Annotated in this window: 18 protein-coding genes; 9 read left to right on the forward strand and 9 right to left on the reverse strand. The window is 38.1% G+C overall.

Annotated elements, in window-relative coordinates:
- The first annotated feature begins 43 nt into the window (after window positions 1-43).
- From I6E78_RS09105 to I6E78_RS09125, 5 genes are all read left to right on the forward strand, one after another.
- Window positions 44-1,306 carry an SAM-dependent methyltransferase gene (locus I6E78_RS09105; RefSeq protein WP_089369335.1) on the forward strand — a complete coding sequence of 421 codons (1,263 nt, stop codon included), beginning with the start codon at window positions 44-46 and terminating at the stop codon, window positions 1,304-1,306.
- Entirely contained in the window at window positions 1,284-1,784 is a 501-nt protein-coding gene (locus I6E78_RS09110; RefSeq protein ID WP_011330084.1) for a DUF2878 domain-containing protein, read from the forward strand. The genes I6E78_RS09105 and I6E78_RS09110 overlap by 23 nt, the downstream gene beginning before the upstream one ends.
- Window positions 1,785-1,837: 53 nt before the next feature.
- The gene (locus tag I6E78_RS09115; RefSeq protein ID WP_231617965.1) at window positions 1,838-2,329 is read left to right on the forward strand and encodes a chalcone isomerase family protein; all 492 of its coding nucleotides are present in this window, start codon (window positions 1,838-1,840) and stop codon (window positions 2,327-2,329) included.
- A 1-nt stretch (window position 2,330) separates the two neighbouring features.
- Window positions 2,331-2,870: a DUF3833 domain-containing protein gene (locus I6E78_RS09120; RefSeq protein WP_011330086.1), complete on the forward strand. Its 540-nt coding sequence runs from the start codon at window positions 2,331-2,333 to the stop codon at window positions 2,868-2,870.
- Between the two features lie 209 nt (window positions 2,871-3,079).
- Entirely contained in the window at window positions 3,080-3,355 is a 276-nt protein-coding gene (locus tag I6E78_RS09125; protein ID WP_008166804.1) for an HU family DNA-binding protein, read from the forward strand.
- Between the two features lie 152 nt (window positions 3,356-3,507).
- Here I6E78_RS09125 and ilvN read toward each other — a convergent pair whose 3' ends face one another.
- From ilvN to I6E78_RS09165, 8 genes are all read right to left on the reverse strand, one after another.
- Window positions 3,508-4,008 (reverse strand): acetolactate synthase small subunit, encoded by a 501-nt coding sequence (gene ilvN / locus I6E78_RS09130; RefSeq protein WP_011330087.1) that lies wholly within the window; start codon window positions 4,006-4,008, stop codon window positions 3,508-3,510.
- Window positions 4,008-5,732 (reverse strand): acetolactate synthase 3 large subunit, encoded by a 1,725-nt coding sequence (locus I6E78_RS09135; protein WP_011330088.1) that lies wholly within the window; start codon window positions 5,730-5,732, stop codon window positions 4,008-4,010. The genes ilvN and I6E78_RS09135 overlap by 1 nt, the downstream gene beginning before the upstream one ends.
- Before the next feature lie 438 nt (window positions 5,733-6,170).
- Entirely contained in the window at window positions 6,171-7,178 is a 1,008-nt protein-coding gene (locus I6E78_RS09140; RefSeq protein WP_011330089.1) for an isocitrate dehydrogenase, read from the reverse strand.
- Between the two features lie 187 nt (window positions 7,179-7,365).
- Complete coding sequence (locus I6E78_RS09145) at window positions 7,366-9,048, reverse strand: hypothetical protein (RefSeq protein ID WP_197182326.1); 1,683 nt, start codon at window positions 9,046-9,048, stop codon at window positions 7,366-7,368.
- 12 nt (window positions 9,049-9,060) lie between these two features.
- Entirely contained in the window at window positions 9,061-9,444 is a 384-nt protein-coding gene (locus tag I6E78_RS09150; protein ID WP_011330091.1) for a DUF3192 domain-containing protein, read from the reverse strand.
- Window positions 9,445-9,513: 69 nt separating this feature from the next.
- A complete protein-coding gene (gene xni, locus I6E78_RS09155) occupies window positions 9,514-10,287 on the reverse strand; it encodes a flap endonuclease Xni (protein ID WP_197182327.1) in 774 nt (257 codons plus the stop codon).
- 8 nt (window positions 10,288-10,295) lie between these two features.
- Complete coding sequence (gene ppnN / locus I6E78_RS09160) at window positions 10,296-11,639, reverse strand: nucleotide 5'-monophosphate nucleosidase PpnN (protein ID WP_011330093.1); 1,344 nt, start codon at window positions 11,637-11,639, stop codon at window positions 10,296-10,298.
- A 216-nt stretch (window positions 11,640-11,855) separates the two neighbouring features.
- Window positions 11,856-13,370 carry a GGDEF domain-containing protein gene (locus I6E78_RS09165; RefSeq protein ID WP_197182328.1) on the reverse strand — a complete coding sequence of 505 codons (1,515 nt, stop codon included), beginning with the start codon at window positions 13,368-13,370 and terminating at the stop codon, window positions 11,856-11,858.
- 226 nt (window positions 13,371-13,596) lie between these two features.
- On the opposite strand from I6E78_RS09165, the gene I6E78_RS09170 reads away from it, so the two are divergent.
- The 3 genes from I6E78_RS09170 (at window position 13,597) to I6E78_RS09180 (ending at window position 19,999) form a co-directional block, all read left to right on the forward strand.
- Window positions 13,597-15,384, forward strand: coding sequence for a M61 family metallopeptidase (locus tag I6E78_RS09170; protein WP_197182329.1), 1,788 nt, complete (start codon window positions 13,597-13,599; stop codon window positions 15,382-15,384).
- A gap of 165 nt (window positions 15,385-15,549) precedes the next feature.
- Window positions 15,550-17,649: a sensor domain-containing protein gene (locus tag I6E78_RS09175; protein WP_197182330.1), complete on the forward strand. Its 2,100-nt coding sequence runs from the start codon at window positions 15,550-15,552 to the stop codon at window positions 17,647-17,649.
- A gap of 178 nt (window positions 17,650-17,827) precedes the next feature.
- Complete coding sequence (locus I6E78_RS09180; RefSeq protein ID WP_197182331.1) at window positions 17,828-19,999, forward strand: S46 family peptidase; 2,172 nt, start codon at window positions 17,828-17,830, stop codon at window positions 19,997-19,999.
- A 133-nt stretch (window positions 20,000-20,132) separates the two neighbouring features.
- Here I6E78_RS09180 and I6E78_RS09185 read toward each other — a convergent pair whose 3' ends face one another.
- Complete coding sequence (locus tag I6E78_RS09185; protein WP_011330099.1) at window positions 20,133-20,465, reverse strand: PBPRA1643 family SWIM/SEC-C metal-binding motif protein; 333 nt, start codon at window positions 20,463-20,465, stop codon at window positions 20,133-20,135.
- A 201-nt stretch (window positions 20,466-20,666) separates the two neighbouring features.
- On the opposite strand from I6E78_RS09185, the gene I6E78_RS18840 reads away from it, so the two are divergent.
- Window positions 20,667-20,789 (forward strand): hypothetical protein, encoded by a 123-nt coding sequence (locus I6E78_RS18840; protein ID WP_269435620.1) that lies wholly within the window; start codon window positions 20,667-20,669, stop codon window positions 20,787-20,789.
- Window positions 20,790-20,921: the final 132 nt, after the last annotated feature.

Below are 20,921 nucleotides of genomic sequence, written 5' to 3' on the forward strand. Positions count from 1 at the left end.
GCAAGTTGTTATGTTGTTTAAGAGTAATAATATAGGTGATTTTATGGAAAAAGCGACGCATTTACGTTGTCAAAATAATCGAAGCTGGCTTACTAATTTATATAAAAAAATAGTATTTAAAGCCTTTTCATCGATTCAAACAGGGCAAATAACGTTAGTTGATAATAACGAACGCATTACTTTTGGCGATTTATCGTCAGCTGCAAAAGTAACGATTACTGTTAATAATAAAGCAATGTACAAAGCATTTTGTTTGTCGGGTAGTGTGGGCGCAGGCGAGTCTTATATTTTAGGACAATGGTCTTGCGATAACTTAACTCAGCTGATCGAAATATTTGCGATTAATCAAAATCAATTAGATGCTTTTGAAAAAAAATTTTCTTTTTTCAGTAATATTGTCAATCGCTTAAATCACTTAAAAAACAAAAACTCAGAATCGGGTTCGAAAAAAAATATTATTGCTCATTATGATTTAGGGAATGATTTATACGAATCGTTTTTAAGCAAAGAAATGCTCTATTCGTGTGCAGTCTATCCCGAAAAAGAAGCAACCTTAGAGCAAGCTCAACAATATAAGTTACAACGAATTTGTGAACAAGTTGAACTACAAAAAGGCGACTCGGTAATAGAGATAGGCACCGGATGGGGGGCATTCGCAATTTATGCAGCTACTCATTACGACTGCTATGTTACTACCACGACTATATCTGATGAGCAGCACGACTATGTTGAACAAAAAGTGAAGCAACTTGGGCTTGAACATAAAATAACTTTGCTTAAATTAGACTACCGTTCACTTAAAGGGCAATACGATAAACTGGTTTCAATTGAGATGATTGAAGCGGTAGGGCACGATTACCTACCAAGTTTTTTTACTCAATGTAGTGCGTTATTAAAAGATGATGGCGCTATGCTTATTCAGGCGATTACTATTGGCGATCAGCGTTATAAACATTATTTAAAAAATTCAGATTTTATTCAGCAATATATTTTTCCTGGTGGTTGTTTGCCATCGTTAAATGAAATGAGTGAACAAATTAAAAATAATACCGATATGGTTATTCATACCGTAAACGATATTGGTGCCCATTATGCACGTACACTTGCCGATTGGCGTACGCGCTTTATACAAAGCTGGCCAGACTTAGACAGCTCTAAATTTGATGAGCGCTTTTATCGTTTGTGGTTATTTTACTTTGCTTACTGCGAAGGTGCATTTAGAGCACGTGCAACTAGTACCGTGCATTTAATGGCGCGTAAACCACGTTTTATCAGTACTGATGATGAAATTGCACTCGGTTATTAATTTTGTGTTATTTCAAGCAGTGTGGTTTTTATCCTTACTGCTTGAATCAAGCTCTGTTGTGTTTAGTAGCGCTATTATTGCGTTGATGTTTTATTTATCAAAACAAAAGAAGCACGACGCATTACTGGTTTTAGTGGCTTTGCCCTTGGCTTTATTGAGCGAGTTTATTGCCGTTAAAAGTGGCTTATTAGAGTTTAAAGTATCCCCATTTCCTGTTTGGCTTGCCTTATTGTGGTTTGCATTACTGCTTAGCATAAACACCTCAATGCGCTTTTTAATCTCACTAAAACTTTGGCAAGTATTTATTATTTGCCTTGTGTTTTCCCCTGCAAGTTACTGGGCCGGCGCGCGCTTTGAAGTGCTAAATTTAGGCCTGCCACTATTGGAGTTTTGGCTGGTATACGGTGCTCTTTGGGCTGCTGTATTTACTTTAATTATTTTAGCTAATTTAAAACTTAAATTACTTATTACTCGCTGATCCTCGCCCTTGCCGCTCCCGTATGATTATTCACTTACCTGAAGGGATTTACCATGAACGCTATATTTAAAGTACTGTGTATTTGTTTACTCACAACGAGTTGTGTTGCTGTGGCACAAATTAGCTTAACGAAGGTAGGGGATGCGCGGATGGAGTATTTATTTTGGGATGTATACGACGCTACATTATTTACTACAACGGGAGAGTATAAGTTAGGCGATAATCCGATTAAATTTAAGCTGACTTATTTGCGTGACTTTGCTGCTAAAGACATAGTAAAAGCGACCAACGAGCAGTGGCAACATTTAGGTAAAGAACAGCTAACAACGCAATATAGCGATAAATTATTAGCGATGTGGCCAAATATAAAAAAAGGCGAGTCGTTAACGCTCGTAACAGACAAGCAAGGGCTTAGTGTTTTTTATCATAATGATAAACACATTGGTGAAATTAATGAGCCTGGCTTTGCCGCTGACTTTTTGGCGATTTGGCTGAGCGAAAATACCTCTGAGCCCGCACTTCGAAAGCAATTATTAGGAAATTAATATGACGATTTTAAATTATGCAAAAGTAACCTTTGCCGCTATATGTGCGCTGTTATTGGTAAGTTGCTCTGCCCCCAATGTCGAACATTACAATAACACCTCTCCAGAATTTGACTTTAAAACGTTTTTTAGCGGAAATTTAAAAGCCTATGGCGTTGTACAAGACTATAAAGGTGAATTAACCCGCAAGCTCGTGGTTGACATGCATGCAAGCTGGGAGGGCAACCAAGGCGTTATAGAAGAAGATTTTATTTATGATGATGGTGAAACTCAAAAACGTATTTGGAAAGTAACACTCAATGATGACAAGAGTTTAACCGGCACTGCAGATGATGTTTTAGGCACAGCTAAAGGGAAAAGTGATGGCAGTGTATTTCATTGGAATTACGATGTTGAACTGCCGTACGATGGCAGCACTTTAACGGTAAACTTTGATGATTGGATGTACTTGGTAACACAAACTCGCTTGATAAACCGTACGTCTATTGTTAAGTTTGGTATTGAAGTTGGGGAAGTTACCTTGGTTATCGAAAAAATATAGCTTATGACTTTGTGGCTTAACTTGCGTTAAAATTGCACTTAAATTAAGTCTTTGTTAACTCAACACGCTGTATTTTACCGATAATTATTTTAATTTTACGCATTTTATAAGATTTTAAGCAAAAAATGCAATTTGCTGTTGCTAACTCTTCAAAAATGCATAAAGATAGGTTTTGCGAAGGCAAAATAATAACGAATAGGAATCAAATAATGAATAAAGCTCAATTAGTTGAAAAAATTGCTACTGATGCAGAAATCTCTAAAGCCGCTGCTACACGCGCTCTTGACGCGTTTACTGGCGCTGTAACTTCTTCTTTAAAAGAAGGTGATTCAGTAGCGTTAGTTGGTTTTGGTACTTTTTCAGTTAAAGAACGTGCAGCACGTACTGGCCGTAACCCACAAACGGGTGCTGAGATCCAAATCGCAGCGGCAACTATCCCAAGCTTTAAAGCAGGTAAAGGTCTTAAAGATCAAGTAAACCTTTAATTGTAGGTTTATCTAATTAAATGAAAAGAGGGCCTTTTAGCCCTTTTTTTTATGCCTAAAATATTTGCCAACCTTGTTAACATTATAATTACATTTAATAATTGTAATAAAGTTAATCCACCTTTATTAAGGTGGATTAACTTTTTAGTTATTTATTTGGCTTTTAGGGCTTTATCGCCACGGCCAATGCCAACTGCCCCAGAGCGCACTACCTCAATAATGTCGGTTTCGTGGCGTAGCGTATCTAAAAATGATTCAATTTTATCTGTGCTACTCACTAACTGTAGGCTATAACTTAGCCGGCCCATATCTAAAATAGTCCCTTGGAATACATCTGCTACGCGGGTAACCGCTGCGCGTGTTGTTTCGTCTTGGGCAAATACTTTAACCAATAATAGTTCACGCTCAATATGACTCATTTCGGTTAAATCAATAATTTTTAGTACATCAACAAGCTTGTTTACCTGTTTGGTAATTTGCTCTACTACACGGTCATCACCCATAGTGGTAATAGTAATGCGCGATAAAGACTGATCATCCGTTGTGCCAACTGTTAGGCTGTCGATGTTATAAGCACGCTGCGAAAATAATCCTACAATACGCGACAGTGCTCCTGGTTCGTTTTCTAATAATATAGATAAAATACGACGCATTATGCTTTTACTCCTTTACGTAGCCACATCTCATCAATGCCACCAAACTTAATTTGCATTGGGTATACATGTTCTTTTTCGTCTACAAGAATGTCTAAAAATACTAAACGATCGTTAATCGACATGGCTTTGTCGATAGCCGGTTGTAACTCATCTAGGGTGTTTACTTTAATACCTACATGGCCGTAGCTTTCTACTAATTTAACAAAATCAGGCAAAGACTCCATGTAAGATGATGAATGACGCCCGCCATACACCATATCTTGCCATTGGCGTACCATGCCTAAAGAGCGGTTATTTAATGAAACGACTTTTACCGCTAAGTTATATTGTAAACACGTAGCTAGCTCTTGAATATTCATTTGAATAGAGCCGTCGCCAGTAATACATACCGATTCTTTATCCGGAAAAGCAAGTTTTACACCCATGGCAGCAGGTAATCCAAAGCCCATAGTGCCAAGGCCGCCTGAGTTGATCCACTGACGCGGATGTTTAAACGGGTAATACTGGGCTGCAAACATTTGATGTTGGCCAACATCGGAGCTTACATAAGCGTCGCCATTGGTGGCTTTATAAACCGCTTCAATTACGGCTTGCGGTTTAATTGCATCGCCATCGGTGTTATAGCTTAAGCACTTTTGTTCGCGCCAGCTGATAATTTGACGCCACCAATCTTCTTGGGCGCTGCGATCAATTTGAATAGGGCTCTTATCAATACCAGCTTGTAGTTGCTCGAGTACGGTTGCAAGACAGCCAACTACCGGAATGTGAGCTTTAATTGTTTTAGAAATAGACGTTGGATCAACATCTACATGCACTATAGTGGCGTTGGGACAAAATTTTTGCACATTATTGGTGACTCGATCATCAAAACGCGCCCCTAATGCTAATATTACATCGGCATTAGCCATGGCTTTATTGGCTTCAAGGGTGCCATGCATACCTAGCATGCCTACAAAGTTTGGATGCACACCTGAAATGCCACCTAGCCCCATAAGGGTATTGGTAATTGGCGCATTTAGTGACTCTACCAAGTGAGTTAATTGCTCAGAAGTGTTTGAAATTACAATTCCGCCGCCAGAGTACACTACCAGTTTTTTTGCTTCTAGTATGGCGGTAACGGCTTTGCGTATTTGTTTTGAGTGGCCTTTAGTGTTTGGGTTGTAAGTTCTTAAATCGGTAGATTTAGGAAATTCATAATCAAACTTTATCTCAGGGTTTAGCATGTCTTTTGGCAGCTCTACTACCACTGGGCCTGGGCGGCCTGTGCTGGCAATATAAAAAGCTTTAGCTAAAATAGTTGGGATATCTTTTGCGCTTCTGCAGTTAAAACTGTGCTTTACTATAGGGCGCGAGCAACCAACGATATCGGTTTCTTGAAAAGCATCATCACCAATCAAGTTGGTAGGTACTTGCCCTGATAGCACGACCATTGGAATGGAGTCCATATAGGCTGTAGCAATGCCGGTAATACAGTTTGTAGCACCAGGGCCTGATGTTGCCAGTACTACGCCTACATCGCCAGTAGCACGCGCATAACCATCGGCCATATGTGTGGCGGCTTGCTCATGACGAACTAAAATATGTTCAATGTCGTCTTGCTGGAAAAGCGCATCGTATAAATCTAATACTGACCCCCCGGGGTAGCCAAATATGTATTTAACCTTTAATTCTTTTAATGCCTGAACAACTAGTTCAGAACCATTATATTGTTGTTTGCTCATCCTCATTCCTCTGCCGTTATTTTTATGCATAAAAAAACCCCCGCATGGGGCGGGGGTTTTTAAAAAGCAGTATCACCTTTCAATACATCCCCGCTGGGCTTATAACTAAGACCAGTACGAGTACGACTAATAGGCGAATTGTAGTATTCATAATTAATTACTCTATTACAAAGCGTTAATACTGCTTTAAACTAAAATTGTGTATGTAGTTATTTTTAAGGGTTTTGAGGGAGTATGTCAACCGCGAAATGGCTTTTTTGCATTGTTTTTTCTCATCATGCTATTTTTGTGCTGGAATTAGTTGTTTTTTGAAGTTTGAAAGTGGATAAAAGGAGGTTTTATGCAGTTTTATAAGTTGGAATATTAAAAAGCCAGCAATTGCTGGCTTTTTATATCAGTACGCTTACAAGTACTTATGTATGTACTTTATACTTTATATTACAAACGGTCGATAACAGCTTGAGTAAAGTCTGTTGTACCGTGGCTGCCGCCTAAATCGCGAGTAGTACGATCGCCTGACTTAATCACATCAGCAACTGCACTTCTAATGCGCTCTGCGGTGTCGCCCATGTTTAAATGCTCAAGCATTTGAATAGACGCTAAAATTACAGAAGTAGGGTTAGCTAGGTTTTTACCTGCAATATCAGGCGCACTGCCGTGTACTGCTTCAAAAATTGCAGTATCTTCGCCAATGTTAGCACCTGGTGCCATGCCTAAGCCGCCAACTAAACCAGCACATAGGTCTGATAAAATATCACCAAATAAGTTTGTGGTTACTATTACGTCAAACTCTTCTGGCGTCATTACTAGTTTCATACAGGTTGCATCAACAATCATTTCGGTTGATTCAATTTCTGGGAAACGTTCTGCAACTTCACGCGCTACTTTTAAAAATAGGCCTGATGTAGATTTTAAAATATTTGCTTTATGTACCGCTGTTACTTTTTTACGGCCTTCACGTACTGCTAGCTCGTAAGCAAACGTTACGATTTTTTCTGCGCCTTCGCGAGTAATAACAGATTTTGCTTCTGCTTCGTTACCATCTTCACTTACAATTTGACCAGCGCCAGAGTACATACCTTGGGTGTTTTCACGAATAGTGATGATATCAATATCATCATAACGTGCTTTTGTGCCTACAAACGATTTAACAGGACGTACGTTTGCGTACAAACCAAATTGCTTACGTAGTGTTACGTTTATAGAAGTAAAGCCTTCACCAACTGGCGTTGTTAAAGGACCTTTTAAGGTGATTTTGTTTTTAGCGATAGTATCGATTGTGTCTTGCGGAAGTAACTCACCTGTTTTTTCAAGTGCAGCTAGGCCAGCATCAACAAATTCATAATCAAAATCGCATCCTGCGGCTTTTAGTATTTCAAGTGCTGAGTCGATAATGCTAGGGCCGATGCCGTCGCCTTTGATCACTGTTATGGTTTGTTTGGCCATTAACTTATCCTTTAAAGAGTTTGATTTGCACATAAATTGTGGCTCCGAGGGAGCAACTGCTTGTTAGAAAATTTATGTGAACGAGCTTGAGAATTCAAGGGCGCATTTATACCAATTATTAAGTCATTTTGCCAGTTTATACTATTAATACTGGGTATAATCGTTGTTTATAGTTGGAATAAGTAGCTTAAATACTATCAAACAAAGCTAATGTTTGAAGTTTGTCATAAAAATCGGCTTGATTGTCCCAGCCCTGGGCTATTAATTGCTGCTTAAGTGTTTGCTGTTGCCAAGGAGTTAATGCTGTTTTTGGCTTAAACACGCTTTGCGCCACGACTTTAAATGCTACCCATAACTTACTTTGCTCAGTGAGTTCGTTTTTAGCTACTTGTTCGGCATCTAATAATGCAAAGGTCCATGGGTTATCGCTTAAAAGCGCTGATAACTGCTGATTTAAATGCTTACTATCCATGTTTTCTATGCCAAAAAATGCGCACATAGGTGTATCGGATGATTTATTTGGGGCGTGCGCTATAGGCGTCTTTCTTGAAAGTTGCGTACTACAATGTATTAATAAGTAATGCGCGTAAGCATATAAAGGCAAACAAATATGCTCAAACTGATATTGCTTATTGTTATAGACCAATAGCCTCATTATATCGACCATACATTTGAGTCGATTAACTAAAAAAGCATGTAAAGGATGCGGAATAGCAAAAACTAGTTGCTCAAACACCACGCGCTGTATAATAGCAGGGGCATTATTGTAGCCAACCATAGACAAACTATGCGTTAAATTTTTAGCGGCTTGATGCTCTTTGTTATACGGTTTAACTGCTTGGCATAAGCTTTTAATAACATTAGGGTGTGGGGCTAATAAAGTATTTATATTGTTAAAGCTATACTCTTGTTGCAGTTTAATAAGCCCAATTAGATCATATAATGTGTTTTGGGTACTGGGAGTTGCGGCTTTTAAATTTACATATTCAGTATCCCACACTTTATAAAGTATACGTTTATCAGCGCATAGCCATTGTATTGCGTTATCGTTAAGCGTTGCTTTTACCCTGTACCAAACTATTTTGTTCTTTAAGCTTTTAATAAGTATGTGGCGCTGCTCGGCGTCGGTTGCTAAATAAATCATTGCTTGTTCGGCATATAAAACTCGGCTCCCGGGGAGCAAAGGGCCAATATGCGCAATTAATGATTTTAAGAGCCGCTGAGCAAATAAATTTGGGGTTCGCAAATATAAGTCGCCTATCGCTTTATAAAAATTTATTTGCTGATTTGCTGCATTACACGTGAGGTTAACTGCCAAAATATTAGCTAAAGCCACAATTATTGTGCCGCCATCGTATAACATTATTTTAGGGGTGCTTACTAAAGCGTGTTTATATTTACTCAGTTTAGCTAATACTTGAGTAATACTATGGGCAGGTTGCTTTGCGGTTAGTAATACGCGCGCTGCAAGTTTGTGGCGTAATTGCCATATTTGGCTTTCGGTACTGGTAAATGCTATTTGTTTGGACAGTTTATTAAGTTGAGCGCCTACGCACAAGTGCTCAATTAATGACGCACTAATATACAGCTCACTTAGTTCGTCATCGTAATTTTGGCTTACGCACAGTGCGGTTGTTAAAATACATTGGTTAATTACAAGGTTGGTAGCAAAGTCGTACTGAGTTTTATAAAGCATAAGTTGCGCTTGTAGAGCACTCGGATTTTGCTTATAAAGGGTTCGGTATTGCTCTGCAAGTTTGCACACTAGCGGATAAAAGGTAGGCCATTGTTTTTTATTATTGTATGAAGCTAAAAATAGCTGCGTATGCTCAAGCAACCTTTTTAGCTTTATTGATACAGGCTCATCCATTATGCCGTTTCCCTAACCTGGTTTTAGATATTGATCGTAAGCACTGGGACCCCATAAAATGAGCTGCCCGTTTTTAAATAATAAGCCGGTACATTCATCTATAGTAGTAATGCCGTCAGATGTTTTATGCTGGGTACGATAAAAAACAATTTGCCATACTTGGTCCTCATCACGCTTAGCAAAGGTAAGATCTGGGCTACCTAAATATTCGAGTACACTATTGAGGGTTGCAGTGTCTTCTATTTTTAGCTTTTCGATATAGCGTTTATTATAGGCTTCTCTGTCTTGCCAAATCATAGCTTGTGGATCATCTTTATAAAAAACGATCACTAACGTGGCTATTAGCGCATACAGCCCTAAACCTAAAATTAAATATCTAAAAAACTTTTTGAACATTACTTACTCTACTAACCATCACTACTAATAGTATACGTATTGTCGTACGGCAGTGCTATTAACTTGCGACTAATTAAGCCTTAACTGCTTTAAACTAAAGCCTAAGTTTATATCGGTGCGTAAACTAACCAGTTGCTTTGAAATAACATACATATCCATATTTTCAGTTAGCTTTTTACGTAAGCTGGCATTAAGAGCATCGTCATTGAGTGCATCCTCGACAGAGCTATAGTTATTAACTAGTAGCTGCGCCGATTTAGTGCCTATGCCTTTTACGCCCGGAATATCATTGGTTTTATCGCCAGCAAATGCCCAAAACTCTACTAGTTTTTTTTGCTCAACGCCAAAGCGTTGCTTAATACTATCTTGATCTAAATAATGTTTTTTAAAATAATCATACACAGCTATATGCTCATTTAAAAAAGGTAAAAAGCCTTTATCAGTTGAGACAATCACACTGCTGATGTTGTTATGTGATGCCTTATTTGCAAGGGTTGCAATAATATCATCAGCTTCATCGTTTATTGGTTCAAACACTACAATACCGGTTTCTTCAATGGCGGCTTTAAATTGCACTAATGCATCTTTAAGTATTTGTGGCATAGGAGCACGGGAGTGTTTGTAATCTTTATAAAAATGATAGCGCCAACTTTTATCGCCATCAAATACGGCAATGGCATGGGTTGCTTTAGTGCTGCTTAAAAGTTTTGAGCAGGCATGCGCTACACGTGAGCAGCTTGCTTTAAGTATTTGCTCATCACTGTGATGTTTTTGATTCGCGTCTACCGCGTAAATGCGCCTAATTAAATTAAGCGCATCAATAAGTAATAAATGGGGTTTCAATACAGAACTCACGCCTTGATTGTGTAGCAGGGGACATATTTACTGCCGGGCAGTTTCATTCTTCCCTCGTCAACATAAGCTTGTAATAACTTATCCATTGCTTTCATTAAACTAGGCTCGCCACTTAGAATATAAGGCCCATGTTGTTTAATTGCTTTTACGCCTTCTTCTTTAACATTACCGGCAACAATGCCCGAAAATGCGCGGCGTAAATTTGCAGCTAATAACTGTTTTGGTTGTTCTAGGTGCAAGTCTAGGTTCGCCATTTGTTCATGTGATGGTATAAACGGCTGTTGAAAGTCATTTTCTATTTTTAATGTCCAGTTAAAATAGTATGCATCGCCTTGGCTTTTACGATAGTCGCGAACATTAGCCATGGTCGACTTTAATTTTTGCGCCACTAATTGTGGGTTATCTATAATAACTTCAAATTTGCTGAGTGCTTCTACACCCAGTGTCATTTCAATAAAGTGGCACAGCTCTTTAAAGTAGGCTTCACTTTGTTTGGGTCCTGTTAAAATAACCGGTAGGCACTGCTTGTCATTTTCTGGGTGTAATAATATCCCTAATAAATAAAGAAACTCTTCAGCAGTACCAGCGCCACCAGGAAAAATAATAATAGCGTGAGCTGTGCGTATAAAGGCTTCTAAACGTTTTTCTATGTCGGGTAAAATGACTAATTCATTTACAATTGGGTTAGGCGGCTCTGCTGCAATAATGCTGGGCTCGGTTAATCCTAAATAACGATTGTTTTTAATGCGCTGCTTAGCGTGGCCAATAGTAGCGCCTTTCATTGGGCCTTTCATAGCGCCAGGGCCACAGCCGGTACAAATGTTTAAGCCGCGCAGGCCCAGCTCATAGCCTACTTGTTTGGTATATTTATACTCAACTTCACTAATAGAATGCCCACCCCAACATACAATCATGCTTGGTTCGCTGTTTACTTTTAGTGCATCGGCATTTCTGAGCATATCAAAAACCATGTGGGTAATGGCTTTTTGTTCTTTAAGATCTTTTTCGTATTTTTGACATATAAATAAAATATCGCGGATCACAGAAAATATATGTTCGTGAATACCGGTAATAATTTCACCATCAACAAATGCGGTATCAGGTGCGTTAATTAGTTCTATTTTTATGCCGCGCTCACGGCTAACTAAACGAATATCAAAGTCTTGGTATTTATCGTAGATGTCGCTACTTTCATCTGTATGGCTGCCTACGTTGAGGACGGCAAGCGCGCAGTTTCTAAATAATCGATAGCGTTCACTAGCGGAAGATTGCTCTAATAAATCAACTTCTAATTGCGACAGTAAATCTAAAACCCCAGTTGGGTTTAACTGTATTAACATCGGCATTCTCCTTGCTGCTTAATACCAATTGAATACAAGCGTTGATTGTTCTAGCAGGTTAAACTCATTTTGGGCACTTGAACTTATATAAGTAATATATAAGGCGCCGTACTTTTTTAGAGCGGTAGCTATAATTAACGACTCATTTAATACAATTGGTATAAAATGTAAAAAACTAGCTAGTTATAAAACTCAAAACAATTGAGCTATATAACATTATTTACGTATACACAGACGATCCCGACCTGCGTTTTTGGCTTCGTATAAAGCATCGTCTGCTCTATCAAATGCCTTTAATAATGTGTCACCTTGTTTAAACTGAGTTGCGCCAAGTGACACTGTAATTTCTATTTGCTTATCTTTAAACTTAAACGGGATCTTTTTTATATTCTTTTTAAGCTTTTCGAGTTGGGGAATGGCATGCTCCAAAGAAGTACCTGGCATTAATAGTACAAATTCTTCGCCGCCATAACGCGCTATAAAGTCAGTTTTTTCTATCGACTTTTGCAAGGCTTTAGCAATAACTTGTAGCGTAATATCTCCAGCAGTATGACCAAACCTGTCGTTTATTGACTTAAAATAATCTACGTCAATCACCACCAGAGTAACATCGGATGCTTGCACATTAAATAAGTGCATTTCGTGATTATAGCGCTCATCGAAGGCGGCTCTATTTGGCAGTTTAGTTAGGCTATCGAGCAGGCTTTTAAAACGTTGATCGTTAAGGCGCTTTTTATATTTAGTGAGTTTATTTTCTAAGCTGCCAATACGATTATTTATTTCATCAAAGCTGGTTATAAGTATTTTTCGATCTTTGCGTTCAAGTTCTTCTTTGGCAATAAAATCTTCACCGAGGGACTTTAATTCATGATCAACTAATTTTCTTAACGATGAAATTGAGGTGGTACTCTTAGTTTGCTCATTAAGATTATTAATTTTAGTTTTTATACGTTTATTTAATGCGTCAAACTCAATTCCCATAGATTCGGAATGTTTACTGGTCGAAAAAATCGAATGGTGTAACTCTTCTAAGGTTTTATTTAAAGACACTAAAAAGCTTTGCGCTGATTGGCGCTCGTTATTAATGTTTTTTACAATAATACTAATAATTTCAATTGCGGCAGCGAGTATGTCATCTACAGTATTACTTTGTAAAATAGTGGTTCTTATCGATTGAATTTGCTCACCTGCTTCATCTTCAAGTACCAGCTGGTGGGCAAGTTCTAATAATTTTTTAGTTACGGCTGAAATATCATCGCTTTGCTGATTTGGCACTAGCGTAAGTTTAGTGTGTAACGCTTGGTTATAAATAGTAATTAATTGATTTAATAGCGGTATAAAACCATGGGTTGACTGAACGTTATTAAGCTCATTATCTAACAAGTTACGCAGTGTTCTGCGTGTGTCGTCAGGTAAGCCATTAGTTTTTTGTAATTGCTTGCCAGCATTTTTTACACTTGTGTATAAGTCGCGTTGATGAGCGAGTTGAATGGCTTCTTGGCTTTTTAAAAGTACTAAAATATCATTAATTAACGGCGATAAGTGCTCAAAGCTAACCCCTTTATTAAGTGCGCTTCTAAATTTAGCTAGGCGATTATCTAATTCAATATCAAGACCCTTACAGCTTAAAGACAATTTAGCTGCTAAATTTGACAGAGTGTCTACTTGGGTTTTCCTTGCGCTCTCAATTACTATTCGTTGTTCAATAGCTTGTTTGAGTTTTTTGTCCATAGAATTAGATTTATCAGGCACCTAAACATACCGCCATTGTGTTAATTAGTATCAGTTAAGTTTACAACAAATTTATATTAAGTGTAGTTATCTCATTAAAAACTTTGTGTTTTTAATGAGATATTGCCAATAAACGTATCTAAAAGTCTATTTATCGCTTTTAATTCACTTTTAAATAGCGCCTTGTTAGTCTTCTTTACACACTAAGTTATCTTTATGAGCCATTATGAAAAAGCTATTAGCGCTGTCTATTTTAGCCGCATGTTCTGCCCCTACGTTTGCTGATGTAAATTATTCATTAAACATTTCTCAGCCACAGCACCACTTAGGTAATGTTACGGTAGAGTTTCCCAAAACGGCACAAGCGCATTTAGACATTAAATTACCTGCATGGCGCACTGGGCGTTACGAAATATTAAATTTAGCCAATGGGGTGCGTTACTTTGATGCAAAAGACAGTACGGGTAACCCCCTAAAGTGGGAAAAAATTGATCACAGCACCTGGCGTGTACATTTAAATAAGCCAACTAAAGTTAACTTAGCATATCAAGTATACGCAAATGAGCTTGGCAAACGTGCGCGCCATATTGATGACAGCCATGCATTTATTGATGCATCAGGCTTTTTTATGTTTAGTGACTCATTTCGCCAAGAACCCGTTACGGTTAATTTAGAGGTGCCTAAACAGTGGCGCTCTGTTTCTGGAATGAAAAATAACAAAGGTAAAAATACATTTAAGGCGGCAGATTATGACGTACTTGTAGATTCACCAATCGAGACAGGTATTAACCAATTACACACCTTTAAAGTTGATGGCCGTGAATACGATTTAGTTATATGGGGCGATGGTAATTATGATGTAGAGCTCATGCTAACGGATCTAAAAAAGTTAGTGGCTACTGGCAATGTTATTTGGGATGGCTACCCGTATGAACGTTATGTATTTATGGTGCATGCAACATCGGGAGCGGGTGGTGCTACTGAGCATTTAAATTCGACTATTATTCAGCGTCCGCGAGACCGATTTGCTAAACGCGAAGATTACTTAGCCTTTATAAGCACTGCGGCGCATGAATTTATTCATACTTGGAACGTTAAAGCATACCGCCCAGCGGGCCTTACACCTTACGATTACACCAATATGAATTACTCTAAATTACTTTGGATAGCAGAGGGCTCAACCAGCTATTTCGAAGATCATTTATTAGTGCGTTCAGGCATTCAAAGCACTGATGAGTTTTTTAACCTACTGAGTAAAACAATTAATCGTCATTTACAAACACCTGGTCGCGAAGTACAAAGCGCCAGCGAAACCAGCTTTGATAAGTGGATAAACCAAGGCGGGGACCACGCGCGTAATTACTCTACTAACATTTATTCAGAAGGCTCATTGTTATCACTTGCTTTAGATATTGATTTACTAGAAAAAAGCCAAGGTAAAATAAGTTATCGCGATGTACACAAGGCACTTTATAAGCAACATAAATTACCTGCAGGTTTTACTTCTTTAGATGTACTCAATATTTTAAAAGACCTAACCGGGCGTGATTACAACACTTGGTGGCAAACTAATGTCGACTCGCCAGTTTCACTAAATTTTGACGAGTTACTCAATAAAGTAGGTTTAACATTTGAGCGTCCAGAAAAAGCGAAAGCCTTAGCTAGTATAGATGCTGTGGCAAAAAATACCGGCCAACTCCTTACGCTTTCGCATGTTAAACGCGGTGGCAGTGCATGGCAGGCAGGCTTAACAACAGATGATAAAATTGTTGCTATTAATAAGCATCACGTTGGTAAGGATTTAACCAGCAGCCTAGAAATGTATAAAGTAGGGGATAAAATTACAATTGATTATATTCGCCGCGATGCACTTGCTAGCACCAGTTTAGTTTTATCAGAAGATTTTGATAAACCTAAAAAGGTGATTGCTAATAAGCAAGCATCGAGTGAACAAAAGGCGTTGTTTAAAGCATGGATAGGTGTTGAGCATCCTAATAACGCTAAAAAAGATTAACATTAATGAGTTAAAAACTAATAACTAAAAGGAGCAACGGCTCCTTTTTATTTTTACACTCTTATATTGCCGCATTACCTAAAAGCATTTATTCGCTCCTTTAAGTGTTAATTTAATTATTTCGTTCTATTATAAATATTAAGTATTATTTATTAATTGATCAGAATGAAATCTAAAAATAATATACATACTTTAGCTCACCAATATGTTGTTAATGACCCATTACATCAATTATTTGATGCTGTGAATGCTATTTCTGTACAGGGGTATGATGAACAACGCCGTGTTATTTATTGGAATAAAGGCAGCGAAGTGCTTTATGGTTATACGAATGTTGAAGCAACAGGTAAAAAGCTTGAAGATTTAATTATACCAAGTGATTTACGAGAGGCCGTGGTTGCTGGCCACGGAAATTGGATTAATAATGGCATAGAAATTCCTGCAGCAGAGCTAACTCTTCGTGATAAAAATAATAATGATGTTTCGGTGTTTTCAAGCCATGTAATGTTTATAAATCAATATGGCATTAAACAAATGTATTGTATTGATATTGACTTAACCGATGTTAAACAGGCGCAAGAACAGGCTATGTTCAGAGAGAAAATGTTGGAAACAATATTTGAGGCTATTCCTGATCTATTTTTTGTAATGCAAGAAGATGGCAAAATCCTTGATTATCAAGCCAGTAGCAGTAGTAGCAGTAATCTTTATGCTTTACCTCAGCAATTTATTGGTAGCAGTATGTTTGATTTATTACCAGACGATGTTAGCAGTAAGTTTAGAAAGAATATTTCCCAAGCCTTAAGCCAAAAACAGATGGTGAGCTTTCAATATGAACTAACCATGCCATTGGGAGTTGTGTACTTTGAGGCAAGAATTAACCATGTTTCTCAATATCAGCAAGTTATGGTTATTATTCGAGATATTACCGAGCAGCACAAGGCAGAAGAGCTGATCCGTAAACAAGCTTATTATGATAATTTAACCTCATTACCTAACCGCTTTTTAGCACTTGACCGACTATCGCATATGCTTTTTGAAGCACAAAGAAACAAGGGGCATGTGGCTGTACTTTTTATTGATTTAGATAACTTTAAAAAAGTAAATGACTCGTTTGGCCATGAACTAGGCGATAAGCTACTGGTTAAATCAGCTGCAAGATTACAGCAAGTCATTCGCAAAGAAGACACCATAGGGCGTTTAGGAGGAGATGAATTTATTGTACTATTGCGGGGTATTAATAGTCATTATAACGCAATAGATATTGCAGAAAAGCTACTGAAAAGTTTTACCTCGCCATTTAAAATTGAAGGGAGAGAACTTGTACTCACCATGAGTATTGGGGTTGCTATGTACCCCGAAAATGGCGATACAGCGTCTGATCTTTTACGCAATGCAGATACGGCAATGTATCAAGCAAAAGCCTTGGGACGTAACAGTTACTCGTTTTTTACTCCACAAATGAATGTAGTAATTCAGCGCCGCCTTGCGATAGAGGAGCAGATGCAAGGTGCGTTACAGCGTAATGAATTTGAACTATATTACCAACCGCAGTTAGATGTTAAAAATAAACATGTTACCGGCGCGGAAGCTTTGCTACGTTGGTATAACCCAGTGCTGGGGAATATACCGCCCGATGAATTTATTCCAATAGCCGAGCATAATGGGTTGATTATCCCCATTGGGAAGTTTGTTATTAAGCAAGCCTTACAGCTTTTAAAAAAATGGCAAAATAAGCAGCTAAATAAAGGGCAACACCATAAATATACTATGGCTGTTAATTTATCCCCAAGTCAATTTAGAGACACAGCGCTACTTAGTTTTATAAAAGACACTCTTAGCGAGCTAGATGTAAAGGCTAAATATTTAGAGTTAGAAATTACCGAAGGGGTGTTAATGAATGCTAAATTGAATATAAATGACACCTTGCAAGAAATAACTAAATTGGGCATAAAGCTATCAATGGATGACTTTGGTACTGGGTATTCATCATTAAGCTATTTAAGGCAGTACCCTTTTAATGTTTTAAAAATAGATCGCATGTTTATTAATGGCATTACATCCAAAAAAGAAGACTGTAATTTAGTCAAAGCAACTATAGCCATGTCGCATAGCTTAGGGTTAACCGTGGTTGCAGAGGGAGTGGAAACGAAAGAGCAGCTTGTTTTACTTGGTGAGTTAAATTGTGATTTTGTTCAAGGTTACTATTTTAGTAAGCCATTACCTGAGGAGTTGTTATTGGATTTTTCACCAAGGTTTTTATAAATAATCACATATTATATAAAGTAGTTATAAGTAAATACAAAATATAGCTGCCTCAGTTTGCTATTAACGCTATATATGAAGGTTTATAGGCCACATTGTAACAATTTATTACCACGGTATTGACCTGCATAATACTTCACGAGTAACCTGTTATAGAAACAATAAAAAGGACTCTATAATGCGTTTAACACCTCTTGTCGCTACAATAGCATCAACTTTAGCAATTACACTCTCAAGCACTGCAATTGCAGATGAAGGCATGTGGCAACCACATCAGCTTCCAGAATTAGAATCAATATTAAAAGCCAAAGGGCTTGAAATAGATGCTAAATCTATTTCAAAATTAACCGAATTCCCGATGAATGCGGTAATTAGCTTAGGTGGTTGTACGGCATCATTTGTATCGCCAAAAGGTTTGGTGGTAACAAACCATCACTGTGCTTATGGCTCTATTCAATACAACTCAACAACCGATAATAATATTTTAGAAAATGGCTTTTTAGCTAAAACTCCAGCGCAAGATTTACCCGCAGCTCCTGGCTCTCGTGTTTATGTTACTAAAACCGTAACTAACGTTACCGACAAAGTAATTAAAGACACTCAAAAGTTAAGTGCTAAAGCACGCTACGATGCCCTTGAAAAAAATGAAAAAGCACTGGTGGCTCAGTGTGAAGCCGATGAGAGCTATCGTTGTAATGTGTATTCGTTTCATGGTGGCTTAGAGTATTACCTCATTAAGTCGCTAGAAATAAAAGATGTACGCCTAGCATACGCTCCCGCTATGGGCGTAGGTAAATATGGCGGTGATATAGACAACTGGATGTGGCCGCGCCATACCGGCGACTTTGGTTTTTACCGTGCGTATGTAGGAAAAGATGGTAAACCAGCACAGTACAGCGAAGATAACGTACCTTATGAACCCGATTCTTACTTAAGTGTAAGTGCTAAAGGTGTGCAAGAGGGCGAGTTTGTAATGGTAACAGGCTATCCAGGGCGTACTAACCGTTACCGTATTGCTGCAGAAGTAGATAACGTATTTAACGACAGCTATCCTAAAGCGCGTGAACATAATTCAAAATACGTAGCACTTATTGAAGAAAACGCAGAGGACGGCAGTAAAGCGCGTATAGCTTACGAAAGCACTATTGCAGGTTACAATAATTACATTAAAAACTATGGCTCAATGATAGAAAGCTTTAAAAAAGGCACCATGTTTGAGCGCAAAAAACAGTTTGAGCAAGAACTAACTCAATGGATTAATAGTGATAAAACACGCAAGCAGCAATATGGCGATGTTTTAAATGAGCTATCGGCATTAGTAGCGCAATCGCAACTGCATAGCGAGCGCGATCGTATGTTAGGTTATGTACACAGATCACAAATGATCAGTACCGCTCGCAGCTTATACCGTTTAGCGTATGAGCAACAAAAGCCAAATGCAGAGCGAGAGTCTGGATACCAAGAGCGTGACTTACCGCGCATTAAAGCTGGGCTTGAGCGTATGACGCGTCGCTTTGATGCCAATGTAGATAAAGCTATTTTACTGCACTTTTTAGAGCTTTATGCCGCACTTCCGAAAGAAGAGCGCTTTAGCGAGGTTGATAAGGCATTTAAACTACAAAATGGTTTTGATAAAGCGAAACAAAGTGCATTGCTTGAGCAAATGTATACTAAATCAACACTTGATAACGAAGTTGTACGCAATTCATTGTTTGAGCAATCGTTTAGCCAGCTAAACCAAAGCCAAGACCCATTTATGCAATACGCTAAAGCGATATTTGCAGTAATGAAAACTGAAGAAGATAAATCAAAAGCACTTGCAGGCAAGTTACAAGCTGCTCGCCCACAATTAATGAGCGCTATTATTGCCTTTAATAAAGCACAAAACAAGGCCGTATATGCAGATGCAAATAGCACGTTACGAGTAACTTACGGCACGGTAGGTGGCTACTCACCACAAGATGGTTTAGTGGCAACACCGTTTACGTCATTAGAAGGTTTACTGGCTAAAAATACCAATGTAGAGCCATTTAATGCACCTAAAAAGCTACAACAGCAAATTAAAGCGAAACTTTACGGTGATTACACCGGCGGCATGAACACAGTACCTGTTAACTTTTTATCAAACGTAGATACAACCGGCGGTAACTCAGGCTCGCCAACACTCAATGGTAAAGCCGAGCTGGTGGGTTTATTGTTTGATGGCGTATATGAAAGCATCATTGGCGATTGGGATTATAACCCAGAACTAAATCGCTCAATTCACGTAGATTCTCGTTACATGCTATGGGTAATGGACAAGGTAGATAATGCCCAAAATTTATTAGATGAAATGAAAATAGTAAAATAAGTTAAGCGTAAAAATAAAGCCGAACCTTTATTTTAGCTGAACTTTATAGCAAATAATAAAATGCCACTTGTTATTAACAGGTGGCATTTTTATATTAAAGAATGAGAATGGAGATTAAATTGTGAGCTATAATTTAAGCACAACACTTTTTATACTTTTTACCACTACCGCATAAACAAGGAGAGTTACGCTCAGGGACTTTATCGAATACTTGCGGTGTAGACTTAACCAGCGCGAATTCAAGCTCTCTTATATCTTCATCACTTTGAGTATTAAGCTCTACTGTAGCAAATAACTTATGTTCTTGTACTATTGCTTCTACTTCTAACTTGCGTTGTGGTGAATTAACCACTAACGATAATGGATGAAGCTCGCTGCCCACTTTTTCATTGCGCTTAGGACTAAAACCGTTACTGTTATTTTTACCCATTATATCGGGCTTACCCATAAAGAAAAATTTAGACATTATACTTATATAACCGTTCTACATTATTTAGACGGCGTATCCTAACAGCTTAGACATAATATAACTAAGATGTACGCACTATTAGCCAATTTAAATAGTGAAGTTAAAAGTAGCGTCAATAAGTATAACGACCTATCAAACTATCAAACTATCAAACTATCAATATTAAACTAAGCACTTAAATTAAAAGTGAGCATACCCATGGAAAGTTTAAAAATTGGATTATTAATATCGGCAAGTATTATTATACTTATTGGTTATTTACGCATTATTACAGATGAAAAAGGTAATTTGACATCCTCCACCACCTCGCCAAGCGCCTGAAAAAGTTCAGAAAAGGAGGGGGATTCCGATTAGTTTAAAACCATCGGGGCCTTGTGATCACTCATAAGGCAAGTTCCTGCTTCAACAAGCTGACTAATGTCAATCTCTCCACAGGCTAGAACGCGATGACCT

Origin of the sequence: Pseudoalteromonas sp. NZS127, assembly GCF_015864805.1 — a bacterium.
Taxonomy (GTDB): domain Bacteria; phylum Pseudomonadota; class Gammaproteobacteria; order Enterobacterales; family Alteromonadaceae; genus Pseudoalteromonas; species Pseudoalteromonas nigrifaciens.